We start from the raw sequence: 14,489 nt of genomic DNA, 5'->3' as shown, positions 1-14,489 counted from the left end.
CCTCAGTCTGTCGTTGCCAGCGCCGCGATGGGCGCAGGTTTGGGCTTGTGGAACAGCCGCTCAAGCCACAAGTATATGACCGGCGTGGTGAACAGCGTCAGCATCTGGCTGACCAGCAGGCCACCCACGACCGCCATCCCCAATGGCTGGCGCAGTTCGGCACCGGTGCCGTAACCGAGCATCAGCGGCAGTGCGCCGAGCAGGGCGGCGAGGGTGGTCATGATGATCGGCCGGAACCGCGTGATACACGCTTCGAAAATCGCATCCTGCGGCGACAACCCGCGATGACGCTGCGCTTCAAGCGCGAAGTCGATCATCAGGATGCCGTTCTTCTTCACGATACCGATCAGCAGCACCAGCCCGATCAGCGCCATGATCGAAAAGTCCTGACCGCAGATCCACAGCATGATCACCGCGCCGAGACCCGCCGCCGGCAAAGTCGAGATGATCGTCAGCGGATGGACGAAGCTCTCGTAGAGCACGCCGAGAATGATGTACACCGCCACCAGCGCCGCGAGAATCAGCCACGGCTGACTTTTCAGCGAGCTCTGGAACGCCTGGGCCGCGCCCTGGAAGTTGCCGCTGATGGCGGTCGGCATGCCGATTTCGGCCTTGGCCTGATTGAGCAGGATCACCGCGTCGCCCAGTGCCACACCGGGCGCAAGGTTGAACGACAGGTTGGCGGCCGGGAACATGCCGTCGTGGGCGATGGACAACGGGCCGATGGTCGGCGCGTCGAATCGGGCCAGCGCCGACAGCGGCACCATTTCTCCGCTGAGCGGCGAGCGCAGGTAGAAATAGTTGAGGCTTTCGGCCTTGCCACGCTGTTTGGTGTCCAGCTCCAGGATCACGTTGTACTGGTTGACCTGCGTCTGGAACTCGTTGATCTGCCGCTGGCCGAAGGCATCGTACAGCGCCTCGTCGACATCACTCGCTGTCAGGCCGAAACGCGCGGCGGCGCTGCGGTCGATGCTGATGTGAGTGATGCTGCCGCCCAGTTGCAGGTCGTTGGAAATGTCACGGAACGCCGGAATGCTGCGCAGTTTTTCGGTGAGTTTCTGGGTCCAGGTGGCGAGGGTCGGCCCGTCGTTGCTCTTGAGCACGTATTGATACTGCGCACGGCTCGGGCCGGAGCTGAGGTTGATGTCCTGGCCGGCGCGCAGGTAAAGCACGATGCCGGGGACTTTCATCAGTTGCGGACGAATGCGGTCGATGAACTGGCTGGCCGAAACATCGCGGTCACCGCGTTTTTTCAGGGCGATCCAGAAGCGGCCGTTGGCGATGGTCTGGTTGCTGCCGGATACTCCGACCGAATGGGAAAACGCCTGGACAGCCGGGTCGGCGGCGACGATTTCGGCCATTGCCAGGTGTTTTTTCACCATGTCGCTGTAGGAGATATCGGCGGCGGCTTCGGTGGTGCCGAGGACGAAACCGGTGTCCTGTACCGGGAAGAAACCCTTGGGGATAAACACGTAGCCGCCAATCGCCAGCGCGACGGAAATGCCGAATACGCCGATCATCAGTTTCTGGTGGGCGAGGGCGCGGCGCAGTCCTTTTTCGTACCAGCCGAGCAGGCGTTCGCTGAAGCCCGGTTTGTCATGGGCGTGATGCACCGGTTTGCGCATGAACAGCGCCGCCAGTGTCGGCGCCAACGTCAGCGACACCACCACGGAAATCATGATGGTCGAGGTGGCCGTCAGGGCGAATTCCTTGAACAAACGCCCGACCACGCCGCCCATGAACAGCAGCGGAATGAACGCCGCCACCAGCGAGAAACTGATCGAGACCACGGTGAAGCCGATCTCGCCGGCGCCCTTGATCGCGGCGTCGCGCATACTGTCGCCGGCCTCCAGATGGCGGTGGATGTTTTCCACCACCACGATCGCATCGTCGACCACGAAACCTACCGCCACGACGATGGCCACCAGCGTCAGGTTGTTCAGACTGAAGCCGAGTAAATACATCAGCGCGAAACTGGCGGTCAGCGACACGCCCAGCACCGCCGAGACAATCATCGTTGCCGACAGCTGGCGCAGGAACAGCGCCATCACCGCCACCACCAGCAGGATCGCGATCAGCAGGGTGATTTCCACTTCATGCAGAGAGGCGCGGATAGTCTGGGTGCGGTCGATCAGGGTCTTGACCTGCACCGAGGCCGGCAGCATGGCTTCGAGACCGGGCAGGGTGGCCTGAATCCGGTCCACGGTTTCGACGATGTTGGCGCCCGGCTGGCGGGAGATCACCAGGTTCACGCCCGGCCGATCACCTGCCCAGGCTTGCACGTAGGCATCTTCCGAACCGTTGACGACTTTCGCGACATCCTTGAGGTGAACCGGGGCGCCGTCCTTGTAGGAAACGATGAGCTGGCTGTATTCCTCGGGGTGGAACAACTGGTCGTTGGTCGACAGCGTGGAAATGCTCGAATCGCCGTATAACGCACCTTTGGCGAGGTTGAGGCTGGTCTGCTGGATTGCCACACGAATATCGGCGAGGGTCAGGCCGATGGCCGCCAGTTTGTCCGCCGAAGCTTGCACGCGGATTGCCGGACGTTGCTGACCGGTGATGTTGATCTGGCCTACGCCGTCGATCTGACTGATCTGACGTGCGAGCAGGGTTTCCACAAGGTCGCTGAGCTCGGTGCCGGGCATCTGCGTTGAGCTGACGCTGAGGATCAGCACCGGGCTGTCGGCCGGGTTGACCTTCTTCCAGGTCGGCAGGGTCGGCATGTCTTTCGGCAGTTTGCCGGCGGCGGTGTTGATCGCGGCCTGCACTTCCTGGGCGGCGGTGTCGATGCTCTTGTCGAGGGTGAATTGCAGGGTCAGCAGGCTGGAGCCCAGCGCACTGCTGGAGGTCATCTGGGTCATGCCGGGGATGGCGCTGAATTGCACCTCCAGCGGCGTGGCCACGGACGAAGCCATGGTGTCCGGGCTGGCACCGGGCAACTGCGCGGAGACCTGGATCGTAGGAAATTCCGCTTCCGGCAGTGGGGCAATCGGCAGGCGCGGGAAGGCAATCACCCCGACCAGTACCAGCGCGATGGTCAGCAGAATCGTCGCCACCGGGTGATCGATGCACCAGGTCGAAACGCCTTTGTGCTGCTTCATGGCTTGGGCTCCGCTTGCACCACCTGCGGCGGCTCGCTCATGACTTGCACGGTCGAACCGGGCTTGAGCCGTGACTGGCCATCACTGACCAGCACATCGCCGGGTTTCACGCCCTTGATGATGTCCTGGCCGCTGCCCTGATAAACCATCTGCACCTGCACCGCTTCAACCTTGTCGCCGTTGACGCGGTACACGAAGTGTTGATCGAGGCCGCGTTGTACGACGGTGGGCGGAACCACCAGCGCATCTTTATCCAGCGCCGTCTGAATCTTTACCGTCACCAGCAGGCCGGGCCAGAGCTTCTGGTTCGGGTTGTCGAATTCGGCCTTGGCGCGGATGGTGCCGGTGTTGGCGTTGATCTGGTTGTCGATCAGGGTCAGGTGACCTTCGCCGAGCAGATTGCCGGTTTCGCCGTCGGTGTCGGCGCCGATGTAGGCCTTGACCTGTGCGCGCTGTGGATCGCTGATCAGGCCTTGCAGGGTCGGCAGCATTTGCTGGGGCAGGGAAAACTCGACGGCGATCGGGTCGATCTGGGTCACGGTGAACAGACCCTGGGTGTCGGTCATGCGCAGGAAGTTGCCTTCGTCGACCGTGCGAATCCCGACGCGACCGGTGACCGGGGAGCGAATCTGGGTGTAGGAAAGTTGTACCTGTGCTGCGTCAATCGAGGCCTGATTGCCCTGGGCGGTGGCCTTGAGTTGGTTGACCAGTGCCTGTTGCTGGTCGTAGGTCTGCTTGGAGACGCCGTCGTCGACGCTGAGCAGTTTGTAGCGCTTGAGGTTGACCAGCGCCACTTGCAGTTGTGCCTGGCTTTCGCCCAGTTGCGCCCGGGCCTGGTCGAGGCTGGCGCGGATCGAGCGGTCGTCGATGGTGGCGAGCAGGTCGCCTTGTTTCACCAGTTGGCCCTCCTTGACCAGGAGCTTGGTGAGGATGCCATCGATTTGTGGGCGCACCACTACGCTGTGCAGTGAGAGGACCGAGCCGATGCCGCTGGTGTAGCGGGGGACGTCTTTTTCGCTGACGGCGACGACCCGCACCGGGATGGCGGTGGGGGCTGCGAGTTTGGCCGGGGCGGGTTTCAGGGTGAACCACAGGGCCCCGGCTGCGACGGCGATCAGCAGGATAGCGAGCAGGGCTTTTTTCTTCTGGGTTTGCATGCTTGTGGGGCGCCAGGGGGACGGGGTTTGGGCAGGTTTTGCCTTTATAAACTTGTTTGGGGGTCAGGAGGGTGACGGCTAGCTGTCGCGGCTGTCAGTTTTCTTGGGTGTATATCCGTTGCTGCGGTAACGGCCGCTTATGGTTCCGCCCTTACGGCGGGTCACTTTGGCAAACGCCCCAAAGTAACCAAAGGTCTGGGCCCCTGCGTTCGGCGCCTCGCTGTGGCTCGGCGTTCCTTCGTTGCGGGATTCATCCGGGGGCATCGCCTACGGTTTGCTTCGCTGCACCTCCTCTCGATGCATGCGGCTGCGCCGCACGGTCGCTGCGCTCCCACCCCCGGATAAATCCCTCCACTCAGCCTTCCGATGGGGCCGGCACGTCAAGAGCGGTACTCGAGCTAACGCTCATTGTGTTGAGTGGTGGGAAGCGAGAAGCGAGAAGCGAGAAGCGGAAAGCGGAAAGCGGAAAGCGGAAAGCGGAAAGCGGAAAGCGGAAAGCGACTGCTTACTGCTTGATCGTTCCCACGCTCCGCGTGGGAATGCAGCCCGGGACGCTCCGCGTTCCATTTTCGGATGTTTGGAAATGTGTTGGGTGTACCGTTTGTTGCTGTAGTGCTTTTGGGTTGATCGGGAGAGGTGGTCCGTTAGTCGACCTATCCCAAAAAGGCCCTGGTCGTATCCTTTTGGGGACTCTTTAAACTCCACGCACGCAGGTATACTGCGCGCTTTCGCGGCTCGTCCACCGGGCCGGACTTTTTGCTTCGCGGAGCTTTCATGACTTCCCCAATCGACAACGCTGTGAGCGATGTCCCGGCAGAGCTGGCCGAGGCCGGCGAATCCAAGCCGACCATTCCTGCGTTCAAGTTTCCGTTCAAGCCAGGTGAGCTGGCGGCTGCCAAAGCGGCGAAGCAGCCGCAGTTCAAGGGCAAGGACGGTGATCGTCACGCCAAGATTCCGGGTGTGGCGCCGTCGGGCACTCGCCGTTCGATGGGCAAGCGCTGATTCATTCCCGCCTCGGCCGTCGCTGTGATTTTCGGTCACAGTGATGGCTAATTGCTCAGTTCCTGAGCCAGATCAACGTTTAACCAGTTAGTGCGCTTAGAGTCAGCAGCCCTGCCGACTCTTTCCAATAAAACGAGCGCGCTTTCCATGAAGATCAATCTCCCGGTGACCGGGCGCAATGTCGATGTTGCGCCGGATGCGAACATTCTCTCGACCACCGATCTGACCAGCGCGATCACCTACGCCAACGACGACTTCATCAAGATCAGCGGTTACAGCCGCGACGAGCTGCTGGGTGCGCCGCACAATTTGCTGCGCCATCCGGACATGCCGGCGCAGGCGTTTGCCCATATGTGGCAGACGCTCAAGCGCGGGCGGTCGTGGATGGGGCTGGTGAAGAATCGTTGCAAAAACGGTGATCACTACTGGGTCAGTGCCTATGTCACGCCGGTCACGCAGAACGGTGCGGCGGTGGAGTATCAGTCGGTGCGCACGCGGCCGGATGCGCGGCAGATTGCGGCGGCGGAGGGGGCGTATGCGCAGTTGCGCGAGGGGCGGGTGGCGCGGTGGCAGCGGCTGCCGACCCTGAGTTTGCAGGCGAAGATCATGGCGTTGACCAGTTCGGTGCTGGCGGTGATGCTGGGGATTGAGGCCTGGCTGCGGCCTGAGTCCATGGGTATCGAAGCTGCTGTGCTGGTGGCCGGCAGTGGTGCGTGTGCGCTGGGCGTGGGTTGGTTATTGCGGCCGCTGGAACGTCTGACCGAGCGTGCGCGGCTGATTGCCGACAACCCGTTGAGTCAGGGCATTTATACCGGGCGGCGGGATCAGTTTGGGCAGATCGAGTTTGCCTTGCAGATGCTCGAAGCGCAGGTCGGTGCGGTGGTGGGGCGTATCGGTGATGCCTCGCAGCGATTGGCCGGACATGCGGCGCAGCTTGTGGATCATTTGCACAGCAGTCACACCAGTACGTTGGCGCAGCAGGCGGAAACCGATCAGGTGGCGGCGGCGATTCATCAGATGGCGGCCAGTGTGGCCGAGGTCGCCAGCCATGCGCAGCAGGCGTCGGTGGCGGCCGATATGGCGGGGACGGAGACCCGTGAGGGGCATCTGCTGGTGGGTGAGAGTCGCAGTGCGGTGTTGCGGCTGGCCGAGGAGTTGGGGCGGGCGACCGAGGTGATTCATCAGCTCGAAGGCCACAGCAGCGAGATTTCCGGGGTGCTGGAGGTGATTCGCAGCATCGCCGAACAGACCAATCTGCTGGCGCTCAACGCGGCGATCGAAGCGGCGCGGGCCGGGGATGCCGGGCGCGGGTTTGCGGTGGTCGCCGATGAGGTGCGTGGCCTGGCCCAGCGCACTCAGCAGTCGACCAACGAGATTCAACGGATGATCAGCACCCTTCAAAACGGCGCGCGGGATGCGGTGCTGGTGATGCAGCAGAGCAGCGAGCATGTGGATAACAGCGTCGAACAGGCGCAGCTTGCGGCCCGGGCATTGGACGGGATCAGCGGGCGGGTCGAGCAGATCACCGAGATGAGTCTGCAGATTGCGGCAGCGGTTGAAGAACAGAGCGCGGTGAGCGAGGACATCAACCGCAACATCGTCAGTATTCGCACAGCGTGTGAATTGACGGTGGATGAGGGGCGCCAGAGCCAGCTCAACTCACAGGATGTGGCGGGGCTGGCGGGGGATTTGCGTTCGCTGGCGCGGGAGTTCTGGGGGCGGCGGCAGGGCGCTTAGGCCGCCCGCAGTGAGATGAATGCGTAGGTCTGCGGCGGCTCGGACACCACTTGTGCCCCGGCCGCCCGCACTTGTCCGGCGATGTCGTCGCCGGAGACATGGAACAGCCATTCGCTGGAAACTTCGCTCAATGGCTGCGCCGTGACCTGATCGATCACCGAGGCAAACGCGCCCATGTCCGGCAGGTACGCGGTGAATCCGTCGCCCTTGAGCGCGGTGGTGCGGATGCCGAGCAAGCCGCAGATCGCATCCTTGATCCGGATGTCATCGCGATCCGCTTGACGCGAGCGCTGGATCAGCGTCACCAGTTCCTGATCCACCAGTTCACCGCCGACGATCAGGTCCGGCCCTTGCTCCCACGACTCCGGCGGGCAGTCCTTGGCCGCAGGGTTGAGCGGGATGTGTGGATTGATTTCGGCGGGATAGATGCGGCACACCAGCGGCCGGCGTTCGTAGATGCGGCACAGCTTGTCTTCGTCAAGATTCCGGCAGGGGCCGACGTTGTAGGCGGCGAAGGTGATTGCCACATGGGCGTCGGACAATCCGCTGCGCACCACCGCCGAACGCCGTTGTGCATGTTCGCGCTGCTGTTCCGGCAGACCCAGGCCGTTGGCGAGAAACGCCTCCACCAGCACGATCACCTGACCGCCGTCGGCCGCCCACATGCGGGCTTCGGCCAGGGTCAGGGGCACATGGTGATCGGTGCAGCATTTGCCGCAACCTACGCAGGAAAAGGTCGTATTCATTGAGCGGGCAATCTTCAATCAGGGTATGAATCGGCGACATAAAGCCGCCGTACAGGCCCGGAGTGAAGCAAGTTGTGCGCCATTCGCTCAGGGTTTGGCGGTCGGGCGGATCGAGTCCCATTCGGTGACGAACGCGGTTTTCGACTTTTTGTTGTACAGGCACAGCTCGGTGCCTTGCTGGCCCTTCATGTGTTTTTGCGGGTATTGGCCTTGCAGCAACAGCGCGGTGTAGCCGACGCGGTCATCGAATTGCGCGGCGTTGCCGACCGGTTTGGCGTTTTTCAGGCCGCTGGCCTTGGTGCAGCTGGCGAGCACGGTTTTGTCGTAGGCTGCCCAGGCATCGGGGCTGGAGGCGTGGGCCAGCGGGGCGATGAGGCAAAGCACGGAGAGGGCGAGGCGTTTCATGGTTCGGGCATCCTTGGAGGTTTGATCGCCAAGTTTGGAGTATGCCGCAGGATTTTAGTTTGTCAGTCCGGCACCAGTTCCCGGCGAACCACATACATTCCAGACATTTCGTACAAGCGCTGCGCTCGCTGATTGCTCTCCAGCACCTTCAGGTCGACAAATCCTTCGCGTCGATCCTGAAACGCCTTGAATGCATGAAGCAGCAAAGCCCGACCCAATCCACGTCCTTGGGCGCGAGGATGCACCACCAGGTTCTTGATGTAGGAACTGGTCCAGCATTGCGCCACGCCGATGACGCCGTCGGCATCGCTGGCGATGAAACACAGTGCCGGATCGTATTCCGGATCGTTTTCAAACTGCTGTTGCCAGACGTCCAGCGCCGGCACCCGACCACCGCCTTCGCGGTAACCGATTTGCATCAGTTCATGCACGTCGGACGCGCGTTCGGCGCTGTAGGTGGTGAGTTCGATGCCGTTCGGCCATTCGATGGCCGGCACGTCCTGGCTCAGGTCGCGCCGCATCAGGAAGCAAAACGTCTCGCTCAAGACTCAGTGGCCCTGGGCCGCGACGAATTTGGCCGCTTCGATCAGGCAATGGGTCAGCTCTGGCGAGGAGAACTTGGTCAGCACGCCGTTGGCGCCGGCGAGGCGGGCCTTTTCGCTGTTCATCGCGCTGTCCAGCGAGGTGTGCAGCAGCACGTAGAGGTGGGCGAAGTCCGGCGTCTCGCGCAGGGTGCGGGTGAAGGCGTAGCCGTCCATCTCGGACATTTCGATGTCGGAGACGATCAGGTTGATCTGCTGCGCCGTGCCTTGCAGGTCCAGCAGGCAGTCAATGGCTTCCTTGGCGCTGCGGGCGGTGTGGCATTGCAGGCCGAGGTTGCGCAGGGTGTGCACCGATTGCTGCAGCGCCACCTGACTGTCGTCGACCACCAGAATCCGTGCGTTGCCCAGCACTTCGGCGTCTTCCATGCTCAGCTCGGTCGGGGCCATTTCGATCTGCGCCGGGGCGATGCCGTGGATGACTTTTTCGATGTCCAGCACCTGCACCAGCGTGCCGTCCACCGAGGTCACGCCGGTGATGTAGGCGCGCGAACCGCCGGAACCGAACGGCGGCGGTTTGATGTCGGTGGTCAGGCAATGCACGATCTTGCTCACCGCCTGCACGTGCAGGCCCTGTTTCGAGCGGCTGACGTCAGTGACGATCAGGCAACCGCCGTTCGGGTCTTCCAGCGGACGCTCGCCGATGGCGCGGCTCAAGTCGATCACCGACAGCGAAGCACCGCGCAAAGTGGCGATGCCTTTGACGTGCGGGTGCGACTCCGGCAGTTTGGTCAGCGGCGGGCAGGGGATGATTTCACTGACCTTCAGCAGGTTGATCGCCATCAGCTTGCCGCTGCGCAAGGTAAACAGCAGAAGCGAAAGTGAATCTGCGCGGGCTTTGTTGGAAGACATAAAAACCTTCTGTGGAAAAAGGTGAGCGGCAATCGCACGGATCGCCAGCAGGTATCGATGCCGGGTTATCGACTTGTAACCGGCAGGCTTTAGAGATTCTGGCGCCAATCCGACGGCGGGACTTTTATTTCATCCCCAAGCGCTTCGCCATCCGCCCCAGATTCGCCCGATCCAGTCCCAATTCACGCGCGGCACTGGCCCAGTTGTCCTGATTGCGTTCAAGCGCTGCACTGATCAACTGCCGCTGATATTGCTCGGTGGCTGCACGCAGATCGCCGCTGATCAATGGCGGGGCGGCAGTCGCTTCGGACGGCGCCGGCGAGTTATCCACGACCTCGCGCGGCAGATCGAGATCCATGGCGCTCAGACTGAGAATCTTCGGCCGCACCTTGCAGTTGCCCAGCGCCTTCAGTGCGCTGCGCCCAATCAAATGCTCCAGTTCCCGCACGTTGCCCGGCCAGGTGTAGGCCAGCAGCGCCTCCTGGGCGTCGCTGTTCAGGCGCAGGCTGTTGAGGCCCATGCGCGAGCGGTTCTGTTCCAGGAAATAGCCGCTGAGCAACAACACATCGCGACCCCGGTCACGCAGCGCCGGCACCCGCAACGGGTACACGCTGAGGCGATGGTAAAAGTCGGCGCGGTAGCGGCCGCTGCGCACTTCTTCGGCCAGGTCGCGGTTGGTCGCGGCGATCAGGCGCACGTCGACCTGATGTTCCTTGTCCGAACCCAGACGCTGCAACTGGCCGCTCTGCAAAACCCGCAACAGCTTGGCCTGGACGGTCAGCGACAACTCGCCGACTTCATCGAGAAACAGCGTGCCGCCGTTGGCCAGTTCGAACTTGCCGCGCCGGTCGCTGGTGGCGCCGGTGAAGGCGCCGCGCACGTGGCCGAACAGTTCGCTTTCCACCAGCGTGTCCGGCAGGGCCGCGCAGTTGAGGCTGATGATCGGTTTGTCGGCGCGCTTGGAAGCGGCGTGAATGGCCTGGGCCACCAGTTCCTTGCCGACCCCGGTTTCCCCGGTGATCAGCACGGTCAGGTCGCTGCCGCCGACCAGATTGATTTCTTCCACCAGCCGCTTATGCGCCTTGCTCTGGCCGATCATTTCGCGATTCTGCTGGCCGCTGGCCTGACGATAGACCTCGGCGCGCTGGTGTTCGTCCTCGGCACGGATGGCCAGGCGTTCGATGCGTTCGGCGGCGTTCACCGTGGCCGAAGCGAGGCTGGCGAAGGCTTGCAAGGCGTCGAGTTCGATCGGCTCGAAACGCTCCGGATCGAGGGCGTCGAGGGTGATCAGGCCCCAGAGTTTTTCATCGACGAACAACGGACAACCGAGGCAATCGTGAACTTCTAGATGATCGTCGAGGCCGTCGACCAGTCCGTCATACGGATCGGGCAGATCGCTGTCGGCGGCGAAACGGGTCGGCCCTTCGCCGGCCAGCAGCACTTCAAAACGCGGGTGTTCGCTGACCTTGAAGCGGCGGCCAAGGGTATCGGTGCTCAGCCCGTCGACAGCCAGCGGCACCAGCCATTCACCGTCGAGGCGCAACAGTGCGGCGGCATCGCAGGGCAGCAAGGCGCGCATGGCTTCGAGCAGGCGTCGATAGCGCTCGCCTTCGGGCAGTTCGCGGGACAGGTCGGAGACCAGTGGTAGCAGGGCGGTGAGCAATGATTTGGCGGACATAGGCTTGTAGTCAAAGAGACACGTTGTAGTCCAAGCGACTATAGAGTGGCTTGTGTCGATCTGACTACATAATTTTCAAGCTATTGATTTATATAGAAAAAATAGTTGGCACGAATACTGGAATGGATAAGGCACTTTTAGAGAAAGCTCAGGAGTTACCCTTATGCTTAGCGTCCAGGATCGTGCCATCGTCAAATCCACTGTGCCTCTGCTGGAAAGCGGCGGTGAAGCGCTGATCACCCATTTCTACCGCATGATGCTCTCCGAGTACCCGGAAGTCCGCCCGCTGTTCAACCAGGCCCACCAGGCCAGCGGTGATCAGCCCCGCGCCCTGGCAAACGGCGTGTTGATGTACGCCCGTCACATCGATCAACTCGACCAGTTGGGCGATCTGGTGGCGAAGATCATCAACAAGCACGTGGCGTTGCAGATCCTGCCGGAACATTACCCGATCGTTGGCACCTGCCTGCTGCGCGCGATCTCCGAAGTGCTCGGCGAAGAAATCGCCACGCCAGAAGTGATGAGCGCATGGGGCGCTGCCTACGGTCAACTGGCCGAGATCCTGATCGGCGCCGAAACCGCCATTTATGACCAGAAAGAGCAAGCCGTCGGCGGCTGGCGCGGGGCGCGGGAGTTCATCGTCGCGGCCAAGGTCGAGGAGAGCGCGGAAATCATTTCGTTCTACTTCGAGCCGGCGGACAAGGGCCCGATCCTCGCAGCCGAACCAGGCCAATACATCGGCATGAAGTTGATCCTCGACGGCGAAGAAATTCGCCGCAACTACTCGCTGTCGGCTCTGGCCAACAAAGGCCAGTACCGTATCAGCGTCAAACGCGAACCGGGCGGCCGTGCCTCCAATTACCTGCACGATCAACTGCATGTCGGCGCCAGCATTCAGCTGTTCCCGCCATCGGGCGAGTTCACCCTGACTGCCAGCGACAAACCGCTGGTGCTGATCAGCGGCGGCGTCGGCATCACTCCGACGCTGGCGATGCTGGAAGCGGCGCTGGAAACCGAGCGTCCGGTGTACTTCATCCACAGTGCGCGCAACGGCAGCGTGCATGCGTTCCGTGACTGGATCGATGGTCTGGCTGCACGTCATCCGCAGCTCAAGCGCTTCTATTGCTATGCCGAAGATGACGGCGTGAGCCCGGCGGCGGACAAGGTCGGGTTGTTAAGTGAAGAGCAACTGGGCGAGTGGCTGCCGGCGGAGCGTGATGTGGACGCTTACTTCCTTGGGCCGAAAGGTTTCATGGGAGCGATCAAGCGTCACCTGAAGGCGTTGGGTGTGCCGGAGAAGCAGAGCCGGTATGAGTTCTTCGGGCCGGCTGCTGCTCTGGAATAATCCGGAACCGAGTCGCCTTCATCGCGAGCAGGCTCGCTCCCACATTGAAATGCATTCAAATGTGGGAGCGAGCCTGCTCCGGGCGGCGATCCGACGATTGGCCGTTACACGGCCCTGATTCTTAAATTCTGTTTAAAGGTTAATCGTTTCTTAACCGGTTTATCGTTTATTCCCCGATGCTGATGATAGGCGCTCGTTCGTTTACATGATCAGGATCGCCCCCATGTCGCACTTCGCCTCTTCCCGTCGTTTCAGCCTGGCCACTTTGGGCCTGTCGGTTGCCTTGTTGTCCAGTCCGTTCGCGTTCGCCGAATCCGCCTTGATCGAACCCCAGACCCTGATCGTCGATCAGAGCCTGCCCAAGGCCCAGCGTGATGCGATGGAACTGGCGGCGCGGCGTTACGGCAGTTTCTGGAACACGGGCGAAGAGGCGTTGGCCACCGCCGCCCTGTCGCCGCAGTTCGTCGACAAGACCCCGCCGGAAGGCCGGGTGCAAGGGCCGACAGGGCCGTTGCTGGCGTCGAAGTTCTTTCGTACGGCGGTGCCGGACTTGAGTTGCGAGATCGAGCAAATGATCGTCGCCGGGGATCGCGTGGTGGTGCATCTGCACTTTCGCGGGCATTTCACCGGCACGTTCAAGGCTCTCAAAGGGCAGGGCCAGCGTGTAGACTTCCGGGCAACCGATATCTATCAGATCGACAACGGTCGCATCGCGGCCAATTGGCATATCGAAGACAACATCAGCCTGATGGCGCAACTGCAAGCGCAGCCGCCGGCCAGCTGAACCATGGACATGAAAGGGAAACGCGATGAGCGAGGAAACGATTCGATTGGGACGTGAGCGGCGCTATCTGGTGTTGCTGGGCATCATCTGCCTGGCGCTGATCGGCGGCGCGCTGTACATGCAGATCGTGCTGGGCGAGGCGCCGTGCCCGCTGTGCATCCTGCAGCGTTATGCGTTGCTGCTGATCGCGCTGTTCGCGTTCATCGGCGCGGCCATGCGCACCCGACGCAGCATCACGGTGTTCGAGGTTCTGGTGGTGATTTGTGCCATCGCCGGGGCCGCTGTCGCCGGGCATCACGTGTACACCCAGTTCTATCCGGCGGTGAGCTGCGGCATCGATGTGTTGCAGCCGATCGTCGATGACCTGCCGCTGGCGAAGATCTTCCCGCTGGGCTTCCAGGTCGACGGTTTCTGCTCGACGCCGTACCCGCCGATCCTCGGCCTGTCGCTGGCGCAATGGGCGCTGGTGGCTTTCGTGCTGGTGGTGATCCTGGTGCCGCTGCTGACCTCGCGTAACCGAAAAGCGTTGCGCTGAATCAACTTTTCGGCGCCTGCGCCGATAAAACAAACGCCTCGATTTGCGGTGACGCAACTCGAGGCGTTTTGCATTTCAGGGTCTGTGTGAAAACACCGTGACGAACGGCAAGGAAGGGTGCGACAGGTGTGCGACATGTTGTCACACAGGCCGTGTCGCAGCTCGTTTCACAGGCCCGGATTGGAGTGCTGTTACAAAAAAGGATTGGTCTGTTTCAGCGTTTGTCGGTTTTTGCACGCGTGTGCCGGATCAGGCAGTTTTAACAGACTCCGGCAGATGGCCAAAAGCCTTGGCATATCGGGCTTTGCGCGGATCGCGCCGTGGGAAAAAGCCCTCGGAGCTGTCTGAACTGAGGCCGATAGACCTACATTTTTTGGTGTTTTTGTTGAGAATCGATTTCGATAACATGCGGAACTTTTGCAAAAACGGTGATGGATTGTTGCTCAGAGCGATAAAAATTATTTCGGGATAAGACATGGTGTATAGGGCGCTACCTATCTACAATCGCCCGCACTGAATTCCCGGCACTGTTCAGCCTTTATTAA

Annotated in this window: 12 protein-coding genes and 1 pseudogene; 6 read left to right on the top strand and 7 right to left on the bottom strand. The window is 61.6% G+C overall.

From position 1 onward, the window contains the following. Positions 1-2: 2 nt before the first annotated feature. Together LOY31_RS23865 and LOY31_RS23860 are read right to left on the bottom strand one after the other, a co-directional pair. Complete coding sequence (locus tag LOY31_RS23865) at positions 3-3,104, bottom strand: multidrug efflux RND transporter permease subunit (protein WP_258712286.1); 3,102 nt, start codon at positions 3,102-3,104, stop codon at positions 3-5. Next, positions 3,101-4,261 (bottom strand): efflux RND transporter periplasmic adaptor subunit, encoded by a 1,161-nt coding sequence (locus tag LOY31_RS23860; protein ID WP_085606909.1) that lies wholly within the window; start codon positions 4,259-4,261, stop codon positions 3,101-3,103. Before LOY31_RS23860 ends, LOY31_RS23865 begins: the two co-directional genes overlap by 4 nt. Positions 4,262-5,035: 774 nt before the next feature. On the opposite strand from LOY31_RS23860, the gene LOY31_RS23855 reads away from it, so the two are divergent. The 3 genes and pseudogenes from LOY31_RS23855 to LOY31_RS23850 all read left to right on the top strand — a co-directional run bounded on the left by LOY31_RS23855 (position 5,036) and on the right by LOY31_RS23850 (position 7,000). Next, a complete protein-coding gene (locus LOY31_RS23855; protein ID WP_039765632.1) occupies positions 5,036-5,263 on the top strand; it encodes a hypothetical protein in 228 nt (75 codons plus the stop codon). Positions 5,264-5,410: 147 nt separating this feature from the next. Further along, positions 5,411-5,692 (top strand): annotated as a pseudogene (locus LOY31_RS29565) (PAS domain-containing protein); the annotation flags it as partial. A 243-nt stretch (positions 5,693-5,935) separates the two neighbouring features. After that, complete coding sequence (locus LOY31_RS23850; protein ID WP_408980480.1) at positions 5,936-7,000, top strand: methyl-accepting chemotaxis protein; 1,065 nt, start codon at positions 5,936-5,938, stop codon at positions 6,998-7,000. Here the strand turns inward: LOY31_RS23850 and LOY31_RS23845 are convergent. The 5 genes from LOY31_RS23845 to norR all read right to left on the bottom strand — a co-directional run bounded on the left by LOY31_RS23845 (position 6,997) and on the right by norR (position 11,280). Then, positions 6,997-7,746, bottom strand: a complete 750-nt coding sequence (locus LOY31_RS23845) for a YkgJ family cysteine cluster protein (RefSeq protein WP_221535356.1) — start codon at positions 7,744-7,746, stop codon at positions 6,997-6,999. The genes LOY31_RS23850 and LOY31_RS23845 overlap by 4 nt on opposite strands. An 87-nt stretch (positions 7,747-7,833) precedes the next feature. Next, complete coding sequence (locus LOY31_RS23840; RefSeq protein WP_007956738.1) at positions 7,834-8,151, bottom strand: hypothetical protein; 318 nt, start codon at positions 8,149-8,151, stop codon at positions 7,834-7,836. 62 nt (positions 8,152-8,213) lie between these two features. Continuing rightward, complete coding sequence (locus LOY31_RS23835; protein ID WP_085606903.1) at positions 8,214-8,672, bottom strand: GNAT family N-acetyltransferase; 459 nt, start codon at positions 8,670-8,672, stop codon at positions 8,214-8,216. Positions 8,673-8,699: 27 nt separating this feature from the next. Then, complete coding sequence (locus LOY31_RS23830) at positions 8,700-9,602, bottom strand: chemotaxis protein CheV (protein ID WP_007956731.1); 903 nt, start codon at positions 9,600-9,602, stop codon at positions 8,700-8,702. A 124-nt stretch (positions 9,603-9,726) separates the two neighbouring features. After that, a complete protein-coding gene (norR, locus tag LOY31_RS23825; protein WP_258712284.1) occupies positions 9,727-11,280 on the bottom strand; it encodes a nitric oxide reductase transcriptional regulator NorR in 1,554 nt (517 codons plus the stop codon). A 163-nt stretch (positions 11,281-11,443) separates the two neighbouring features. Here norR and hmpA point away from each other — a divergent pair, with 163 nt between their 5' ends. The 3 genes from hmpA to LOY31_RS23810 all read left to right on the top strand — a co-directional run bounded on the left by hmpA (position 11,444) and on the right by LOY31_RS23810 (position 13,944). Further along, complete coding sequence (hmpA, locus tag LOY31_RS23820) at positions 11,444-12,625, top strand: NO-inducible flavohemoprotein (RefSeq protein ID WP_007956728.1); 1,182 nt, start codon at positions 11,444-11,446, stop codon at positions 12,623-12,625. A 223-nt stretch (positions 12,626-12,848) separates the two neighbouring features. Next, positions 12,849-13,409, top strand: a complete 561-nt coding sequence (locus tag LOY31_RS23815; protein WP_011335845.1) for an ester cyclase — start codon at positions 12,849-12,851, stop codon at positions 13,407-13,409. Positions 13,410-13,434: 25 nt separating this feature from the next. Then, positions 13,435-13,944, top strand: a complete 510-nt coding sequence (locus tag LOY31_RS23810) for a disulfide bond formation protein B (RefSeq protein ID WP_085606897.1) — start codon at positions 13,435-13,437, stop codon at positions 13,942-13,944. Positions 13,945-14,489 lie beyond the last annotated feature (545 nt).

Source organism: Pseudomonas sp. B21-021, assembly GCF_024749205.1.
Classification (GTDB): Bacteria; Pseudomonadota; Gammaproteobacteria; order Pseudomonadales; family Pseudomonadaceae; genus Aquipseudomonas; species Aquipseudomonas paraglycinae.
Note: the sequence above shows the minus strand (reverse complement) of the source record. Positions and strands in the feature narration are given on the sequence as shown.